The following is a 17,744-nucleotide window of genomic DNA, read 5'->3' on the forward strand; positions in this document are numbered from 1 at the left end:
CGCACGGGCTTCAGCCCATCGCGTAGCGCACGATCAGGAAGGCGCCCGAGCACAGCACCGCGAGCGCGACCACGCGCAGGAACTGCTCGCGCGACAGCCGCAGCGTGATGCGCCGGCCCAGCGCGGTGCCCAGCAGCATCGCGGGCAGCAGCAGCACGGCCAGCGCGAGGATCGAGACCTCGGCATACACGCCCGCTGCCAGGAACAGCAGCGCGCGCGTGAGCGTGCTGAGGCCGATCAGCGTGGACTGGGTGACGCGCACGCGTTCCTTTTCGTCGATGCGGCCCGCGAGATAGATCGCATAGATGAAGCCGCCGCTGCCGAACATGGCCGAGAAGATGCCGCCGACGAAGCCGAAGGGCACGGCCGCGCGCGCCGAGAGCCGCGCGACCGGCCGCCAGCCGCTGAGCGCATACAGCGCATAGGCGACCGCGAAGACGCCCAGCGCCAGCAGCATCGCCTGCGGCCGTCCCAGCAGCAGCAGCGCGGCCCCCACGAGGCTGCCGAACGCCATCAGCGGCACCAGCCGGCGCAGCTCGGCGCGGTCGGCCGCGCCGGCATCGCGGCTCACGTTGACCACGGCCGCGACGAAGTCGAGCAGCGCCAGCAGCGGCACGACCGTGGCCACCGGCACGAACTGCGCGAGCACCGGCCCGGCGACCAGCGCGGTGCCGAAGCCGGCGATGCCGAAGATCACGTAGGCCGCGACGATGCCGGCGCAGATGGCCAGCAGCTGCAGCGGCGTGAAGGGCAGCAGGTGCTGCAGGGACGACGAAAAGGTCATGGGCGTTCGCTTCGTGGGGGCGAACGCGAATCTAGGCGCTCGCGGCGCGCCGCGCCAATGCCGAATGCGGCGCGCGGCGATCTCGAAATCAGATCGATGGCGCGAACGCGGCCTGCAGCGACTCGCGCAGCGCGAGCGCATGCCGCGGCCCGCCCTCGCGCCACAGCACCAGCACGCCGCTGCGGCAGCCCTCGCCGTCGAGCGGCAGCGCGCGCACGCCCGCGGGCGCCAGCGCGGCCATCGAGGCCGGCACGATCGCGAGGCCGAAGCCGGCCTGCACCAGCGCGAGCTGCGACCACTTGCGCGAGCGCACCTGCGCGCCCACGGGCTCGAAGCCCTCGGCGCGGCACAGTTCGGCCACCGCATGGCTGAGCCCGCCGCGCTCGCGGTGCGGCAGCGCGACGAAGGGCTCGGCGCGCAGCTCGGCGAGCCGCAGCCGCGCGCGCCCGGCCAGCGCATGCGCGGCGGGCAGCAGCACCACCAGCGGCTCGTCGAACAGCGGCGCATGGCCCACGCCCGGATGGCGGCGCAGCACCGGCGCGCGCGCGAGGCCGATGTCGGCGCGGCCCTCGGCGATGTCGAGCGCCTGGTGCTCGGACGAGGCCTGCGCGACCTCGATCGCCACGCCCGGACAGCGCAGCGCATGCGAGCGCAGCGCGCCGAGCAGCACCGGCGACAGCGGCACCGAGCTCGAATGCAGCAGGTGCACCGTGCCCTCGATGCCGCGTTGCGCCTGGCGCGCGCCCAGCGCGGCGGCATCGAGCGCGCGCAGGATCTGGCGCGCGTCGGCATACAGCGAGCGGCCGGCCGGCGTCATCTCGAGCTGGCGCGTGCCGCGCTCGAGCAGCGGCACCTGCAGCTGCGTTTCCATCTCCTTGACCTGCCGGCTCAGCGCCGACTGCGCGATGTAGAGACGTTCCGCCGCGAGGCTGAAGCTGCCGGCATCGACGATGTCGACGAAGTAGCGCAACTGCTTGTGGGTGAGCATGAAGTCCTCCGCCGGCGTCGCCGCGCCTCAGGCCACCACGCCCGCGAGCGAATCGGCCACGTCGATCGCGCGCGGCAGCGCGGCGCGCACCGCCTCGATGAAGTGCCGCAGCTTGGCCGACTGGAAGCGCGTCTGCGGATAGACCAGGTACACCGGCAGCGGCGGTGCCTGCCATTGCGGCACCAGCCGCAGCAGCCGGCCGCGCGCGATGTCGTCGTTGAGCAGCCAGGCCGAGCCCATGCAGGCGCCGAGCCCCAGCACGGCCGCGTTGCGCAGCGCGTAGAGGCCGTCGGTGCTCAGGCGCGGGCGGATCGGCACGCGGCATTCCTCGCCGGTCGTCACGTGCGAGAGCCGCAGCTCGGTGCGGTAGAAGGTGCGCAGCGCCAGCCAGGGCAGCGCCGCGAGCTCGGCGGCATGCGCGATCGGCGGCCGGCCCTCCATCAGCGCCGGCGCGGCGGCCACGATGCGCGGGATCTCCGACAGCTTGAGCGCCACCACCGAGGGGTCGTCGATCTCGCCGACCTGGATCGCGCAGTCGATGTTCTCGGTGATGAAGTCGGGGCGCCGGTCGTGCAGCAGCCATTCGACGTCCACGCGCGGATGCTCGCGCAGGTAGCGGTACAGCGGATGCATCAGCAGGTCCTGCCCGAGCGCATGCGGCGCGATCACGCGCAGCGTGCCCTCGGCCGCGCGGCCGGCGCCGCGCAGCTCGTCCTCGAAGGCGGCCCAGTCGGCCAGCAGTTCCTTCGCGCGCTCGAAGCAGCGCTCGCCGTCCTCGGTGAGCTTCATGCCGTGGGTGGAGCGCCGCAGCAGGCGCAGGCCGAGCGAGCGCTCGAGCGCCTGCAGCCGCCGGCTCACGGTGGGCTGGCTCATGCCGAGCTGGGCCGCGGCGGCCGACAGGCTGCCGGCCTCGACGATGCGCACGAAGGTCTGCATGAGCTCGACACGGTCGGCCGGGGCGCTGGCGACCGGGACGGCGGGCGTTGCGGGGGCGGAATTCGTTGCCATGACGGGATTTTGCGCCTTGTATGCATCAGACGTATATACGTTGTTCGCTGCCGAGGACTACCGTTCGAGCGCTCAGCCCTGCAAACTCCGCGCACTTTCCGCCGAATCCAAGGGTAAATACCATGTCTTCCATTCAAGCAGCGCATGCGGGTGCCGAACCGCTGGCACCGGCCGCGCCGGCCCTGCCTGCCTCGCTGGTGCTGCTGCTCGCCAGCGGCGCCGGCTTCGCGGTGGCCGCCCTCTATTACAGCCAGCCGATGCTGGGCGTGCTCGCGGCCGACATCGGCGCGCCGACGCGCACGGTCGGCTTCGTGCCCACCCTGACCCAGCTCGGCTATGCGCTGGGCATCCTGTTCCTGGCGCCGCTGGGCGACCGCTACGACCGGCGCCGCATCATCCTCGCGAAGGCGGCCGTGCTGTGCGTGGCATTGCTGCTCGCGGGTGCCTCGCCCTCGGTCGGCATGCTGCTGGCCGCGAGCCTGGCGATCGGGCTGGCCGCCACCATGGCGCAGGACATCGTGCCCGCCGCCGCCACGCTGGCGCCCGAGGCCAGCCGCGGCAAGACCGTGGGCACGGTGATGACCGGGCTGCTGTTCGGCATCCTGCTGTCGCGCGTGGTCAGCGGCTTCGTGGCCGAGCACTTCGGCTGGCGCACGATGTTCGTGGCCGCCGCCGCCAGCATCGCGCTGATCGGCGCGGCCGCCTGGCGCGGGCTGCCGCGCTTCAAGGCCACCACGCACCTGGCCTACGGCGCGCTGCTGCGCTCGCTCGCCACGCTGTGGCAGCGCCACGGCGCGCTGCGCCGCGCGGCCTGGGCGCAGGGCCTGATCTCGATCGGCTTCAGCGCCTTCTGGTCCACGCTGGCCGTGATGCTGCACGGTGAACCCTTCCACCTCGGCAGCACCGCGGCCGGCGCCTTCGGCCTGGCCGGCGCGGCCGGTGCGCTGGCCGCGCCGCTCGCGGGCCGGCTGGCCGACCGCCGCGGCCCGGAACTGGTGACGCGGCTGGGCGCCGCGCTGGTGGTGGTCTCGTTCGCGGTGATGGCGCTCGCGCCGCTGATGGCGCCGGGCGCGCAGCTCGCGGTGATCGTGGTGGCGGTGGTCGGCTTCGACCTCGGCGTGCAGGCCACGCTGATCGCGCACCAGACCATCGTCTACGGCATCGAGCCCGGCGCACGCAGCCGGCTCAACGCGGTGCTGTTCACGGCCATGTTCATCGGCATGGCGATCGGCTCCGCGGTGGGTGCGCTGGCACTCGCGCAATGGGGCTGGGCCGCGGTGACGGCGCTGGCGATCGTCTCCTCGGCCGCGGCGCTGGCCGTGCGGCTGTGGCCGATGTCGGGCCGCGCCTGACCGCGGGCCGCGGCGCTCAGGCCGGTGCCGGCGCCGCCGCCGGCATCGAGAACCCCTTGCGCAGCAGCGCCGCCGCGAGCCGGGCACAGACCACGCGGTCCGGCGCGCCGAGCACCACGGCCAGCAGGCGCCGGCCCTCGTGCGCCGCGGTGGCGATCTGGTGCGCGCCCGTCGCGGGCGAGAAGGCCGCGGCCAGGCCGTCGACACCGCGCACCGTGCCCAGCAGCAGGTTGACGTTGGGCAGCGCCTGTTCCCAGGGATCGAGCCGGGTCTTGCCGGCGATGGCCGCGAGCGCCGGATGCTCGTGCAGCAGCCGCGCGGCCAGCCGCAGCACGTCGCCGGCATTGCTGCGCGCGCGCTCGTCCTGGCCCGCGGGGCAGGCGAAGCGGGTGTCGCGCAGGCCCCAGGCCGCGGCCTGCCGGTTCATGGCCTCGACGAAGGCCTCGGTGGTGCCGCTGTGCCAGGCGGCGAGCGCGAAGGCTGCGCTGTCCGACGAGGCGATCAGCGCGGCTTCGAGCAGCCGCTGCACCGACAGCCGCACCATGGCCTCGGCGCCGACCGCGACCGGCGTGCGCTCGGCGCGGCGGTCACGCCGTTCGGCGACCAGCTTGCGCTCCACCAGCATCGCGGTCGCGAGCTTGGCGAGGCCGGCCGGCGGATAGCTGCCGGCCGCGGGCTCGTGGCCCAGCAGCCGGTCGGCCGCGAGGTCGTAGAGCGCCCAGCTCGCGGCCGGCGGCAGGGCCGGCGCGGCCTGGTCGCGCGGTGCCTCGGCGGGCGCGGACGACAGCACCCGCGCGGCTTTCCAGTCGAGCCCCGCGGCCTGTTCGAGGTCCGGCGGCAACTGGTCCGCTGCGACGATGCGGTACGGCGGGGCGGGGGGAAAGGGCTTCAATCGGCGGAGTCCGGCGTGGGGTCGGCGGCGTGGTGCGTGCCGCCGGCATTGTCCGTTGCCGACGCGCGCCGCGTCAGACCGCCAGGCTCTGCTCCACGTCCTGCGTCTTGCGGCGCGCGAGCGCGAGGTTCGACTTCGACTTGTCGAGCACCAGGTAGACGAACAGGCCCTCGTGCTTCTGCAGCGGGCGGATGATGTGGTACTGGCGGCCGAGCGTGATCAGGATGTCCTCGATCACGTCGTTCAGGCCGAGCGCGCGCATGGTCTTGTTCTTGGCGCGCACCACCTCGGTATTGCCCGCGGCCGCGACTTCGAGGTCCACGCCCGAGCCGACCTGACCCAGGATCATGCCGCTGCCGGAATCGACCAGCGCCGCGCACAGCGCGCCGTCGATCGTCATCAGTTCGTCCATGGATTGCTTGATATTTGCCATCGGTGTCTTTCGTAGTCCATCGCCCTGAGGATCGGCCGCCACCCGGGCGAGTGATGAGCGGCGGCCGGTTGGTAACAGTGAAGGGAAGGCCCGCGCCTCAGGCGCGCTGCAGCGCCAGCGTCGCCTGCTTGGCGAAGTACAGGACCTGGCCGATGACCGCGTCCTTGCCCGCGACCACGCTCACGATCAGGTCGGCCTCGTCATGGCGCGCCTGCAGCATCAGGATGTGGCCCAGCGCGGACTCGATCGCGACGTTCTCGCACTGGCCCAGGCCGCTCTCCTCGCCGGCCACCGCGCCGAGCGCGGCCAGCGAGCTCGCGATGGCCGACAGGCGCGCGACCTGCGCGGTGTTCTCCACGCGCGCGGCCAGTTCGAGGCCGTCCTCGGTCGAGATCACGACGGCCTTCACGCCCTTGATCTCGCGCATGAGCGTGTCGACGGCGGACTCGGCGGCGTCCTTGAGGCGGGGTGGGATGTTCATGTCGGAAGAGAAAGGAAAGAAAGGGGCGGCGCTCAGGCTTCGAGCTGGATCAGGAGCAGTTCGAGCAGCTGCACCACCTGCTGCGGATCGGTCACGTTGGCCGGCAGCACCGGGCACAACACGCCCTTGTCCTGCATGCGCTGGGCATAGGCGTCGAGGCCGGGTTCGGGATGGGTCTCGGTGCGGCCCACCGCGACCACGCAGGCGGTCTGCTCGATGAGCTCGGCGAAGCCGTCGAGGTAGACCTCGAGATCGGCCAGCGGATCGGGACGGCTGTTGTCGACCAGGATCACGAGGCCGAGCGCGCCGCGCGCGAGGATGCGCCACATGAAATCGAAGCGCATCTGCCCGGGCGTGCCGTACAGGCGCAGCTTCTCGCCGTTGTCGAGCGTGAGCTCGCCGTAGTCCAGGCCGACGGTGGTGGTGGCCTTGGCGACCGAGGTGTCGCTGTTGCGCACCTCGGTGCTGACCGGCGGAATCTCGCTCACCGCCGCGATGGCGGTGGTCTTGCCGGCGCCCATGGTGCCGGTGAAAAGGATCTTGTGCTCCACGCTCAGTCGGAATCGGTTGGGGTCATGCAGGGCGGATCGCGGCGCATCAGGCGCGCGATCCCGAGGACAGCAGCCCGAGGCGGCTGCGGATGCGCGCGAGCAGGCCGGGCTGCACGCCCTCGCGCGCCGGGGGCGGCGCCTCGCTGCCGGGATGCACCTGCGAATCGGGCCAGATCGATTCGGGCGCGCGCGAGGCAGCGCCGCCATGGCCCGCCACGAAGCCGGCGCGCTCGAGCGCGGCGATGAAGTCGGCGCACTCCTGCGCGCTGGCGTTCGAGCGCTGCTGCAGCGCGGCCAGCGTGGACGGGCGGCTCGCGAGCAGGGTCGCGAGCTTCATGCGCACGGGCGAGTCGAGCAGCGCGACCGAAGGCCAGCGCAGCAGCCGGTATTCCTCTCCGCGCGCGCCGCGTTCGGCCGATGCCGCCAGGCCGAGTTCGCGCGCATGGACCACCATCGCGCCGAGCCGGTTGAGCATGGCCTCGAGCGCATCGGCATGCAGCGGCAGCCGCAGGAAGGGGCCGCGCGGCGGCGGCGTGTCGCCGACCGTCAGCAGCGGCACGGGCGGCAGCGGCGAATCGGCCGCCTCGGCCGACAGCACCGCGGCCCGGTCGCCCACCACGCGCAGGTCGGCGCCCTCGACCTGCCAGGCCCAGTGCTGGTGGGTGCGGTGGTCGAGCAGCCGCACCAGCGACTTGAAGAGCAGTTCGTCACGGGCCGGCAGCCCTTCGATGCTGAAGCTCAGCAGCGGCCGGCGGGCGCGGGGCGAGGCGCTGAAACCGGTCATGGGCGGCCCGAGGAAGATCGGCCGTCGGCCGGCAGGCGATGCACCAAACTGGGGCTTTTTGGCGATCCGAATGGCAATTCAAGCGCTTCCATCGATGAAACATCCCCGGAAAGCCTCGCGGCCCGCCATTGATTGAATGCCTAAGTGTTAAATAGTGTTTCTCGCCAAAAATATAACACTCGTTGCAATTAAACACACTAGATTACAAAACCCGACTAAGTCCTACGGGAATCGGTGGGAGTGGGAACGGGGGCCCGGGCCGCGGGCGGGCAGCGCTCAGGACCGCAGGCTGGTCCAGAGAAAGGCCAGGGTCGCCAGCGCCATGACCGCGGTCGCGGCCCAGCCCAGCACCCGCCAGTGCAGCGGCAGCACCAGCTCGCCCATGAGGCGGCGGCTGCCGGCGGCCCACATGACGCCGACCATGATCGGCACCGACATCAGCGAATTGATCACCGCCGCCCACACCAGCGCTTTCATTGGATCGACGCCGCACAGGCTGATGCCGATGCCGCAGGCCATGGCGGCCGCGAGGATGCCGTAGAAGGCCGGCGCCGCGCCGACCGGCTGCTCGAGCCCGCGGCGCACGCGCAGGAATTCGGCGCAGGCATAGGCGGCCGAACCGCCGAGCACCGGCAGCGCCAGCAGGCCCGTGCCGATGATCCCCAGCGCGAACAGCGCGAAGGCCGCGCTGCCCGCCACCGGGCGCAGGGCCTCGGCCGCCTGCGCGGTCGAACTCACGTCGGTCTGGCCATGGGCGTGCAGCGTGGCGGCCGAGGCCACGATCATCGAGAAGGCGATCGCGTTGGAGAAGCCCATGCCGACCCAGGTGTCGAGCCGCAGCCGGCGCAGTTGCGCGCGCGCCTGCGCGGGGTGGGTCCTGAGCGCATGGTCCTCGGGGATGCGTTCGATCTCCTCCACCTCCTGCGCCGCCTGCCAGAAGAACAGGTAGGGGCTGATCGTGGTGCCGAGAATCGCCACCACCATCTTGATGCTCTCGGCATCCCAGTGCATGCGCGGCACCAGCGCGCCCACGAGCGCGGCCTTCCAGTCGACGTGCGCCACCAGCGCCACGCCCACGTAGGCCAGCAGCGAGAGCGTGAGCCACTTGAGCACGCGCACGTAGCGGTGGTACGGCAGCCAGGCCTGCAGCGCCAGCGACAGCAGGCCGAAGCCCAGCGCATAGAGCGCCTCGGGTCCGCCCAGGCCCAGCCGCGCGACCTCGGCCATGGCGCCGATGTCGGCCGCGAGGTTCACGACATTGGCGACCAGCAGCAGCACGACCGCGAAGAACACCACCGGGCGCGGCCACAAGGCGGCGAAGGCCGAGGTGAGCCCACGCCCCGTGGTGCGGCCGATGCGCGCGCTCGCGAGCTGGATGCCCACCATCAGCGGATAGGTCAGCAGCAGGGTCCAGCCCATGCCATAGCCGAATTGCGCGCCGGCCTGGGTGTAGGTGGCGATGCCGCTGGGGTCGTCGTCGGCGGCGCCCGTGATGAGGCCGGGGCCGAGGCGGTTCAGGAAGCCGCGCTTGGCGGGAGGCTCGGCGCCTGCACTGGCGCCGGCGCGGTCTTCGTCCTGCTCGTTCGGCCTCGGCATGTTCGCCTCGTCGGTGACCTCGGGACACCGAAAGTAGGGCGCGTCCCCCGGGGGCCCTGTAGGACGCTGCTGCAACCTGGATGCACTTGGCAGGCGAGCGTGGCCGTGCGGGCGTCCTACGCCTTCTTCTTCCGCGCCGGCCGCAGCGAGATCCCCGGCGGCAGCGCAAAGCGGTCGCGCGCGCCCTCCTCCAGCCGCGCCGGCAGGCCCAGCGCCTGCGCCAGATGCGCCGCGTCGTAGGGCGCATGCACCTTGATGTCGTTGTCGAAGTAGCAGAACACCTCGCGCGCGCCGCGCGGTGCCGCCACCTTCGAGGCGCGCTTCGCGTCGCGCACCTGCCGTCCCTGGCGCCAGGCCGCGATGCGCCGGGCCCAGTGCGCGAGCGCCGGTTCGCCGTAGCCGCTCGCATAGAGCTTCTTGTCGCCATGCAGCCGCAGGTAGACGAAGTCGGCCGTGAGGTCCTCGAGCAGCGGCCAGCGGCCCGCCGTGTCGGCCACCACGAGCGCGATGCCGTGGCGGCGCAGTTGCGCGATGAAGGCCGGGTCGACGAAGCTCGGGTCGCGCACCTCGACCGCATGCCGCAGGCGCCGCCGCCCGCCGCCGTGCAGCCAGGTGCGGCCCGCCACGTTGTCGTCGTGCTCGCGCGCCAGCTTCAGGGCGGCCGCGGTGGTGGCCGGCAGCAGCGAGAAGAAGGCCTCGAAGCGCTCGGGCTCCCAGGCCATGCGCGGCGGGAACTGCCACAGGATCGGACCGAGCTTGTCGCCCAGCGCGAGCACCCCCGAGGCAAGGAAATTCGCGAGCGGCACCCGCACGTCGTTCAGGCGCCGCAGGTGGGTGATGTAGCGCGGCCCCTTGACCGCGAACACGAAGCCCGCGGGCGTCTCGTCGCGCCAGCCCTCGTACGACGAAGGCCGCTGCAGCGAATAGAAGGAACCGTTGATCTCGATGGTCGGCAGCACGCGTGAAGCGAAGGCGAGTTCCTGCCGCTGCGCGAGCCCGGCGGGATAGAACTTGCCGCGCCACGGCGCATAGCGCCAGCCGGAGATGCCGATGTGGACCGCAGGGTCCGCGGATGCCTTTGTCATGGGGCCATCCTGCGATGGCGCGTCGGGCGGGACGTAGGAAGACGGCAGGCGCCGGTTGTCGGCGCCGGCGCAATCCTGTGCGCCGTCCCGCGGAATTCGTGACGACCTCAGGCTCGAGGAACCGCTGCAAGCCAGCGGGTGCCGAAGCGACCTCTACCAACGCCGAAAGACCGTCGTAGCCAGTATCGTTCGCGAAACTTAAGCCGGGCTGAAGGTCCGGGCGATCGCTCAGGAAGCCGGCTGCGAACGCACCGCCGTGGCGATGGCCTTGTCGAGCAGTTCGAGGCCGAGGTCGATCTCGCTGTCACTGATCGTCAGCGGCGGCGCGATGCGGAACACGCCGCCCATCGAGGGCAGCTTCACGATGTTCATGCTCAGGCCCAGCTTCATGCATTCGCGCGTGACGGCCTCGCCGAGTTCGAAGGCCGGCTCGCGCGTGTCGCGGCTCTTGACCACTTCGAGGCCGAGCAGCAGGCCACGCCCGCGCACGTCGCCGATGCATTCGTGGCGCGACTGCAGCCGCCGCAGCCCCTGCTGCAGCCGCTCGCCCGCGACGCGCGCGCGCTCGACCAGCCCGTCGCGCTCGACCACCTCGAGCACCTTCAGGCCGACCGCCGCGGGCAGCGGATCGGAGACGTGCGTGGTGTAGAACAGGAAGCCGCGCGCGTGGGCCTCGTCCTCGATCGCGGCCGTGGTCACCATCGCGGCCAGCGGCAGGCCCGCGCCCAACGTCTTCGACAGGGTCAGGATGTCGGGCGCCACGCCGTCGCGGTCGCACGCGAACATCAGGCCGGTGCGGCCCACGCCGGTCTGCGCCTCGTCGACGATCAGCAGCATGCCGCGCTCCTCGCACTTCTTCTTGAGCGCCGCCATGTAGCCCGGCGGCAGCTCGAGGATGCCGCCACTGCTGAGGATGGGCTCGGCGATGAAGGCCGCGAGCGCGCCGGTCGACTGGCGGTCGATCTGCTCGAAGCCGTCGTCGAGCTCGCGGCGCCAGTCGAGCTCGCCCTCCTTCGTCGCGAAGCGTGGCCGGTAGGCATTGGGCGCCGGGATCGCGAACGAGCCGGCCGCCGCCGGGCCGTAGCCCTTGCGGCCGGCGCTGTAGGTGGCGGCCGCCGCGCTGCCGGTCATGCCGTGCCACGACTGCGTGAAGGCCACCACCTCGTGGCCGCCGGTCACCAGCCTGGCCATGCGCAGCGCCGCTTCGTTCGACTCGGCGCCGGTGCTCAGCAGCAGGCAGCGCTCGAGCGCGCCGGGCGCATGGCGCGCGATCTCGGTGGCCAATGCCACCACCGGGCGCGACAGCATGCCGCTGAACAGGTGGTCGAGCGTGCGCACGTGCTCCGACACCACCGAGACGATCTCGGGATGCGCATGCCCGAGCAGCGCGCTCATCTGGCCCGAGGTGAAGTCGAGGATGGCGCGGCCGTCGGCGTCGTAGACGAAACAGCCTTGCGCGCGCTCGATGATCAGCGGCTCGAAGCTGCCGCCGTAGCGCACGAGATGGCGCTGTGCCTGTTGCCAGAACTGGGGGTCGTCGTTCCTGCTCATGGGGTGCTTCCCGATCAAAATGCCCACGTTACGCGGCGCCCCGCGCGCGTGGAAGCGAATTGTTTTGAGATCAGCTATCAAGGGAACTCATGCCGTGAGCCAATCGCTGGACATCGACCTGCTGCGCAGCTTCGTCGCCATCGCCGAGACCGGCGTGCTGGGCCAGGCCGCCCTGCGCGTGGGCCGCACGCAATCGGCGCTGAGCATGCAGATGCAGAAGCTCGAGGGCATCGTCGAGCAGCCGCTGCTGCACCGCACCGGCCGCGGCGTGACGCTCACCGCGACCGGCGAACGCCTGCTGGTGCGCGCCAACGAACTGCTGCGCCGGCACGACGAGGCACTGGCCGAGCTGCGCGGCCGGCAGTTGTCGGGCGTGCTGCGCTTCAGCTGCCCCGACGACTACGCGGTCGTGTTCCTGCCCTACCTGCTGCAGGGCTTCGCGAGCCTGCATCCGGGCGTGCAGCTCGAGGTGATGTGCGCGCCCACGCCGCGGCTGCACGAGCTGCTGGCGCGGCACGCGGTCGATCTCGCGCTGGTGTCGGTGGCCGCCGATGCCGCGGGCGCCGACCCGATCCGCCACGAACCGCTGGTGTGGGTCGCGCAGCGCGGCAGCGCCGCCGTCGCCCTCGACCCGCTGCCGCTCGCGCTCGGCGCGCCCGATGCGCTCGACCACCTGCTGCCGCGGCGCGCGCTGGAGGCCGCGGGCCGCGCCTACCGGCTCGCCTATGCGAGCAGCAGCCTGTCGGGTCTGGTGGGCATGGCGCGCTCGGGCCAGGCCGTCACCGTGCTCACGCGCACGGCCGTGCCCGGGGACCTGCAGATCCTCGACGCGAACGACGGCTTTCCCGAACTGCCGAGCGTGGGCGTCACGCTGGCCCTGGCGCGCGAGGCACCGACGGCCCTGACCGCGGCCTTCGCGGCGCATGTGAGGAAGTTTCTGCCCGCGGCTTGAAAGGTCTCTGCAGCGATTTCGACCAAAATGGTTGAAGTCCAACCAAATTGGTTGAATAATCCGGTGCTCCGCCTTCAAGGAACACCGCATTGACCTTCCTCCACGCCACCCTGTCGATCCTCAAGCAGCACGGGAGAGCGCTCGCCGTGCTCGGTCTGGTGGTCGGCGGGCTGGTCGGGTTCGGCATGTCCTTCGCGGCCTTCATGCCCGAATTGCGCGTGTCGGTGAGCATGGGCTATGGCGTCTTCGCGCCGAAGCTCAGCGGACTGATCGGCGGCCTCTGAGGCGCCGGCCCGGCGCGGAAGACTAGGCGCGCTTGCGTGCCGGACGCTGCGGCTTGCCGCCGTGGCCGAGTGCGTCCATGGCCGCCTCGATGATGGGGGTGCGCCATTCGCGCTGCAGCCCCACGTGGGCCGCGACCATCGCCGAGGCACCGAGGCCCGACAGCGCGCTCGTGACGCGCACGATGCGCTCCATGGTGGTGGCCTGCAGGTCGATGCCGAGCGCCTTGTAGACCATCAACGCCATCTCGGTCAGCGCGGGATCGGTGCCCTTGCCGTTGTCGGCGAGCCGGTTCGCGAGCGCCGACACGCCGGGCCATTCGTAGGTCTGGTCGACCGAGGCCTCGACCACCACCCGCTCGCGCGCCGCGCCCGGCGGCAGGTGCCCGACCGCATCGAGCAGCGCCTGCGCCTGGTCGCGGCAGGTCTGCAGCGCCGCGTCGTAGATCGCCTGCTTGCTCGGGAAGTGATGCAGCAGCCCGGCCTTCGAATAGTTGACCGCATCGGCGATCTGCTGGAGCGAGGTGTGGGCGAAGCCGTGCTTGGCGAACAGGCCTGCGGCGCGGTCGATGATTTCGGCGTCGATCTGGGAACGGGTGGGCTTGGGCATCGCGTTGCAGTCTAGCGCAACCATCGACCGAAGCGGTCGATATTCGACTGAAATGGTCGAGAGCCTCCCGCCACACCATCGCTCTCCGGCGAGCGCCCGCGCATCGAAAAGATTCCCGACCTTGCGCACATGTCATCTGGCAGCAGGCCAACCGTTATGCGCGGTACGGAGACTCGCCGCAGTCGCAACACCAGCGATCTTTCAAAGCGTCTTCGTCCTTGTTTCTTCGATCGGGAGATATCGTGAAAAATCAATTTCTGACCCTCGCCGCATTGCTCGGCGCGGGATTCGCCAATGCCCAGTCCTCCGTGACGATGTTCGGCGTGGTGGACATGGGCATCAGCAATTACTCGTCCAAATCGCGGGATACGGGCCGCGCCGCATGGGCCAATCCCTTCTATCTGAATCAGGGCAGCCGCACCCTGAGCCAGACCGCGCTGAGCTCGGGCAACTATTCGACGAGCCGGCTGGGCTTTCGCGGCACCGAAGACCTCGGTGGCGGGCTCGCAGCCAGCTTCTGGCTCGAGGCACCGATCAGCCCGGACGATGGCAAGACCGGCATCGCCAGCTTCCAGCGCCGTTCCACCTTGAGCCTGTCGGGCAACTTCGGCGAGATCCGCCTGGGCCGCGACTACACGCCCTCGGCCTGGAACGACATCGTGTTCGACCCCTTCGGCATCGTCGGCGTGGGCCGCAGCCTGATCTTCACCGCCGCCAACACGAACACCGTGGCCGGCGGTCCGGGCGGCTTCGGCGGCGACCTCAACTACAACCGCGCGAGCAATTCGATCGGCTATTTCCTGCCGCCGAACCTCGGCGGCTTCTATGGCCAGTTCATGTATGCGCTGCACGAGAACACCAAGTACGACCCCGGCACCAGCACGCCGCCGGGCCTCAATGCCGCGGGGGCGCTCAATGCCGGCAACGTGGCCACGACGCGCGCGGGCCGCTACCTGGGCGGACGGCTCGGCTATGCCACGGGCCCGTTCGACATCGCCGTCTCGTACGGCAACAGCACGGCGGCCGACAGCTTCTACGTGGGCACCACCGACTCGGTGAAGACCTTCAACCTCGGCAGCTCGTACGACTTCGGCCCGGTCAAGCTGTTCGGCGAACTCTCGCGCATCCAGAGGACGCGGGACTATGCCGCCACGCCCGCCTTCGGCGGCGTTCCCGACACCGACCTGACCGGCTACCTGATCGGCCTGACCGCGCCGATCGGCCCGGGCCTGATCCGCGCCGCCTATTCGCAGGTCAAGTACGACCTCAATACCGCGAGCCTGCCGTTCGCAGCCAGCGTCGCGGATCCGAAGGCCAACAAGCTGGCGCTGGGCTACATCCACAACCTCTCGAAGCGCACCGCGCTCTACGCCACCATCGCGCGGATCAGCAACAAGAACGGCGCCGCGCTCACCGTCGGCGGTCCCGCCTTCGTGAACAACGCGGTGTTCGTGCCCAAGACCTCGACGGGCTACGACTTCGGCCTGCGCCACTCCTTCTGACCGGGGCGCGGGCCCGCGGATGCGAGAACGGTCGGAGGCACTGCCGCCTCCGGTCGTTCCGTTCCAATGTCTCCAGGGAGAGCCCGTCATGCGGGTTCGTTCGGTCCGCCTTCGCGCGGACCTTTTTTCGTGCGTGCGCCGTTCGAGCGACACACGGCCCGGACCGCTACAGCCCCTGTCCGAGTTCGGAGATCAGGCGCGCCGACAGATAGAGCCGGCGCGGGATCGCCGAGATCTGCACGTACTCCGCTTCGCTGCTGTGATGGTTGGCACCGATCAGGCCCAGCCCCTCGACCACCGGCTTGCCCGAGAGCGCGGCCCATCCCGCATCCGAGCCGCCGCCGGTGCGCATTTCCAGGATCGCCAGCTTGCCGCCGACCTCGGTGTAGATGGACATCGCCTTGTCCATCGCTGCACGGCTGGCCGGCGTTGCGTTGTAGGGCGGGATCAGGCGCGTGATCTGGAGATCGATGCTCGTCTCTTCCAGGCGTTTCTTCTGGACGCGTTCCCGCAGCGCGGCTTCGAAGGGTGCGAGATCTTCATTGCGACCGTAACGCATGTCGGCCGTGACCACCGTCAGCGCAGGAATGATGTTGGGCGCCGTGCCGCCCTGGATCACCGTCCAGTTGAACGCCCGCTCCTGCTTGCGGTCGTGCAGGTCCTGGGTGCGCAGGATCAGGTCCGCCGCCTCGGTCATCGTGTTCACTCCCTTTTCGGACGACGTGCCGGCATGCGAAGCCTTGCCCCGGATCCGGGCTTCGACGAAGGCCACGCCCGAGGTCCCGGAGACGAACAGCTCGGTCCCTTCGAAGATGCCGCCGGGCTCGTAGGACAGCACCACGTCGCTCTGCGACGCGAGCTTCTGGATCACTTCGTTCGACCCGAGCGAGCCCCGTTCCTCGTCGGGGTTGAACATCACGGTGATCGTGCCGAACTGCTGGAAGTTTTCCGCTTTCAGCAGCGCCAGCGCGTGGAGGATGGCGGCGACACCGCCCTTGGCGTCGGCGATGCCGGCACCGAAGACCTGGTCGCCTTCGATGCGGAACGGCGCCTTGGCCAGCGAGCCGCGCACATAGACCGTGTCCATGTGCGCCATCAGCATAACGTTCCGGCCGCCGCGGCCCTTGAGCCGGCCGACGATGACGTCGCCGACCACGCCGCCGGTGGCGGGCGTCCTCGTGACCTCGGCACCGAGCGCCTGGAGGCGCCGCTCGAGGTAATTGCCCATCTCGGGAATGCCGATGGCGTCATTGGTGCCGCTTTCGATGTTGACCAATTCCTCCAAGGTCTTGAGCACCGCGGGCTGTTCGTCCTTGGCTCGCTGGTCCAGCGTGCTGCTGTAGAAGAACGCGCTGGCATTCCCATCCGAGCAGCCACTCAGGACAATGGCCCACACGAACGCCAAATAGAAATGGAAAAACCGTGATTTCATTTCTCCCCCTTGATGAGTGAACGCAATATCGGAATCGATCCAATTGCGGGAGGGATGCTATGAATGCCGCGAATGGAGGTCAATATTTCTTGCGGCCTCGCAACAATTATTCTTTCGATATCTTTAAATCGAATTCGCGAATTGAATCATCGCGCACAGGGCGACCGCACACACTCACAACCGCGCGCCGAGCATCGCCGCGGAGATGGCGACAGCGACGACCGTTGCCACTGCGAGCGAGATCCCGCTCCAGCGCCCTGCCTTCGCATCGCTCACGCCATGCCCCAGAAGAACGACGCGCAGGCCGCAGGCCAGGTGCCCGAGCAGCATGAACACCGCGATTGCGTAGTGGGGAATGAGCCGCACGCTCCATGCGTCGCCCGTGAGTCCGGCCGGCGCGCTCACGGCCCAGGCCCAATCGGTGTCGACACCGAAATGACGGGCCAGCACGAACACCGAGTTGACATGCGAGGCAATGAAGAAAGTCAGATAGATGCCCGAAGCCAGTTGCAGCACATCGAAGAGATTCGCCTTCCTGCGTGTCTTCGGCAACCACAGCACCAGCCCCGACAGCAACTGGAACGCCATCGCGAGCAGCATCGCGGGTTCGACCCAGGCATGGCGATAGAGCTTGCGCAGTTGGAGCATCAGCGACTGGTGCGCCTGGTCGCCCAGCCAGGCGACGAGATGGTTGAACAGATGAGGCGCGAGGAAGACGACGATCAACGCGGCCGCCGAGATGCCGTGGGTGACTCGCAATGCCGCGAGTCCGCGCGTGGCCTGCATGCCCGCCGGGGCAGCGGCTTCATCGACGGCGTCCACGTCGGACCGCCGCGTGAGCTGCAGCATCGCGACCCATGCCGCCGCGGCCGTCCACAGGCCGGTCCATACCGCCGCATCCGCGCCCTCGATCTTCATCAGGTACAGCAGCACGCCCATGAACGTGAACAGCGGCGGCGCCGCCACCGTGAGGTACGCGAAGCGGCTCGCGGTCAGTGATCGCGCCGTCGGATGCGGCGCGTGTCCCAGCCGCCACGCGACAGCGAATCCCAAGGCGGTGACCGCAAAGGCCGATGCCATGGCGAGCACGGCGAGCACCGGACTGCCGTCCTGTGCATTGAAGCGTTGGTAGAACGCCGCGAGCAGATGCGGATATGCGAGCACCGCGGCAAATGGCGGCAGCCATGACCAGGCGAGATCCGAGTTGGAGGAGAAAAGAACTGGACGATGAAGGGCGAGCGCCATGGCGGGGAGATCCGTCTGAAACGGCCATCGTAGGAGGCACTCCCGCGCAAATTGGCATGCTCCGATGCAATCCGATATCCAGCTTTGATCACCAATGCCCGGCCACCACGCGTCGATTGTGCGAACGCGCACCGACATCGGCGCTCCTACCTCCCATGATTCGCCGGCGCTCCTGCCGGCGAGGCCGCGCGATGCTTTGGCCTGCGCCGCTCCACCC

The 17,744-nt window shown here is 70.1% G+C and carries 18 protein-coding genes; 4 read left to right on the forward strand and 14 right to left on the reverse strand.

Features of this window, described 5'->3' with window-relative positions; genetic code table 11:
- Positions 1–10: 10 nt before the first annotated feature.
- The 3 genes from R0232_RS27900 to R0232_RS27910 all read right to left on the reverse strand — a co-directional run bounded on the left by R0232_RS27900 (position 11) and on the right by R0232_RS27910 (position 2,780).
- Entirely contained in the window at positions 11–784 is a 774-nt protein-coding gene (locus tag R0232_RS27900; RefSeq protein WP_431510190.1) for a sulfite exporter TauE/SafE family protein, read from the reverse strand.
- 88 nt (positions 785–872) lie between these two features.
- Complete coding sequence (locus R0232_RS27905) at positions 873–1,772, reverse strand: LysR family transcriptional regulator (RefSeq protein WP_431510191.1); 900 nt, start codon at positions 1,770–1,772, stop codon at positions 873–875.
- 27 nt (positions 1,773–1,799) lie between these two features.
- The gene (locus tag R0232_RS27910) at positions 1,800–2,780 is read right to left on the reverse strand and encodes a LysR substrate-binding domain-containing protein (RefSeq protein ID WP_431510192.1); all 981 of its coding nucleotides are present in this window, start codon (positions 2,778–2,780) and stop codon (positions 1,800–1,802) included.
- A 122-nt stretch (positions 2,781–2,902) separates the two neighbouring features.
- Here R0232_RS27910 and R0232_RS27915 point away from each other — a divergent pair, with 122 nt between their 5' ends.
- Positions 2,903–4,132 (forward strand): MFS transporter, encoded by a 1,230-nt coding sequence (locus tag R0232_RS27915; protein WP_296787175.1) that lies wholly within the window; start codon positions 2,903–2,905, stop codon positions 4,130–4,132.
- A gap of 16 nt (positions 4,133–4,148) precedes the next feature.
- Here the strand turns inward: R0232_RS27915 and R0232_RS27920 are convergent, their stop codons facing one another.
- The 8 genes from R0232_RS27920 to R0232_RS27955 all read right to left on the reverse strand — a co-directional run bounded on the left by R0232_RS27920 (position 4,149) and on the right by R0232_RS27955 (position 11,505).
- Positions 4,149–5,024 carry a D-alanyl-D-alanine carboxypeptidase family protein gene (locus R0232_RS27920; RefSeq protein ID WP_431510193.1) on the reverse strand — a complete coding sequence of 292 codons (876 nt, stop codon included), beginning with the start codon at positions 5,022–5,024 and terminating at the stop codon, positions 4,149–4,151.
- Positions 5,025–5,097: 73 nt separating this feature from the next.
- Complete coding sequence (locus R0232_RS27925) at positions 5,098–5,457, reverse strand: hypothetical protein (protein ID WP_093340782.1); 360 nt, start codon at positions 5,455–5,457, stop codon at positions 5,098–5,100.
- Positions 5,458–5,554: 97 nt separating this feature from the next.
- Positions 5,555–5,938: a roadblock/LC7 domain-containing protein gene (locus tag R0232_RS27930; RefSeq protein WP_093340783.1), complete on the reverse strand. Its 384-nt coding sequence runs from the start codon at positions 5,936–5,938 to the stop codon at positions 5,555–5,557.
- 32 nt (positions 5,939–5,970) lie between these two features.
- Entirely contained in the window at positions 5,971–6,489 is a 519-nt protein-coding gene (locus R0232_RS27935) for a GTP-binding protein (protein ID WP_093340785.1), read from the reverse strand.
- Between the two features lie 46 nt (positions 6,490–6,535).
- Positions 6,536–7,273, reverse strand: a complete 738-nt coding sequence (locus R0232_RS27940) for a hypothetical protein (RefSeq protein WP_431510194.1) — start codon at positions 7,271–7,273, stop codon at positions 6,536–6,538.
- A 276-nt stretch (positions 7,274–7,549) separates the two neighbouring features.
- Positions 7,550–8,869: an Nramp family divalent metal transporter gene (locus tag R0232_RS27945; protein ID WP_431510195.1), complete on the reverse strand. Its 1,320-nt coding sequence runs from the start codon at positions 8,867–8,869 to the stop codon at positions 7,550–7,552.
- Positions 8,870–8,985: 116 nt separating this feature from the next.
- A complete protein-coding gene (locus R0232_RS27950; protein ID WP_431510196.1) occupies positions 8,986–9,954 on the reverse strand; it encodes a DUF72 domain-containing protein in 969 nt (322 codons plus the stop codon).
- Between the two features lie 228 nt (positions 9,955–10,182).
- Positions 10,183–11,505 carry an aspartate aminotransferase family protein gene (locus R0232_RS27955; protein ID WP_431510197.1) on the reverse strand — a complete coding sequence of 441 codons (1,323 nt, stop codon included), beginning with the start codon at positions 11,503–11,505 and terminating at the stop codon, positions 10,183–10,185.
- A 94-nt stretch (positions 11,506–11,599) separates the two neighbouring features.
- On the opposite strand from R0232_RS27955, the gene R0232_RS27960 reads away from it, so the two are divergent.
- Positions 11,600–12,457, forward strand: a complete 858-nt coding sequence (locus tag R0232_RS27960; protein WP_431510198.1) for a LysR family transcriptional regulator — start codon at positions 11,600–11,602, stop codon at positions 12,455–12,457.
- A gap of 89 nt (positions 12,458–12,546) precedes the next feature.
- On the forward strand, positions 12,547–12,741 hold the full coding sequence (locus R0232_RS27965) for a hypothetical protein (protein WP_093340795.1): 195 nt from the start codon (positions 12,547–12,549) through the stop codon (positions 12,739–12,741).
- 22 nt (positions 12,742–12,763) lie between these two features.
- On the opposite strand, the gene R0232_RS27970 is transcribed toward R0232_RS27965, so the two are convergent.
- A complete protein-coding gene (locus R0232_RS27970) occupies positions 12,764–13,348 on the reverse strand; it encodes a TetR/AcrR family transcriptional regulator (RefSeq protein ID WP_398498509.1) in 585 nt (194 codons plus the stop codon).
- A 242-nt stretch (positions 13,349–13,590) separates the two neighbouring features.
- Between R0232_RS27970 and R0232_RS27975 the strand changes: the two genes are divergently transcribed.
- The gene (locus tag R0232_RS27975) at positions 13,591–14,850 is read left to right on the forward strand and encodes a porin (protein ID WP_431510199.1); all 1,260 of its coding nucleotides are present in this window, start codon (positions 13,591–13,593) and stop codon (positions 14,848–14,850) included.
- Positions 14,851–15,016: 166 nt separating this feature from the next.
- Here the strand turns inward: R0232_RS27975 and R0232_RS27980 are convergent, their stop codons facing one another.
- Both R0232_RS27980 and R0232_RS27985 read right to left on the reverse strand, forming a co-directional pair.
- The gene (locus tag R0232_RS27980) at positions 15,017–16,282 is read right to left on the reverse strand and encodes a glutamate carboxypeptidase (RefSeq protein ID WP_431510200.1); all 1,266 of its coding nucleotides are present in this window, start codon (positions 16,280–16,282) and stop codon (positions 15,017–15,019) included.
- Positions 16,283–16,456: 174 nt separating this feature from the next.
- Positions 16,457–17,527 (reverse strand): hypothetical protein, encoded by a 1,071-nt coding sequence (locus tag R0232_RS27985; RefSeq protein ID WP_431510201.1) that lies wholly within the window; start codon positions 17,525–17,527, stop codon positions 16,457–16,459.
- Positions 17,528–17,744: the final 217 nt, after the last annotated feature.

This window comes from Variovorax sp. DAIF25, from assembly GCF_050711835.1.
Lineage (GTDB): Bacteria > Pseudomonadota > Gammaproteobacteria > Burkholderiales > Burkholderiaceae_C > Variovorax.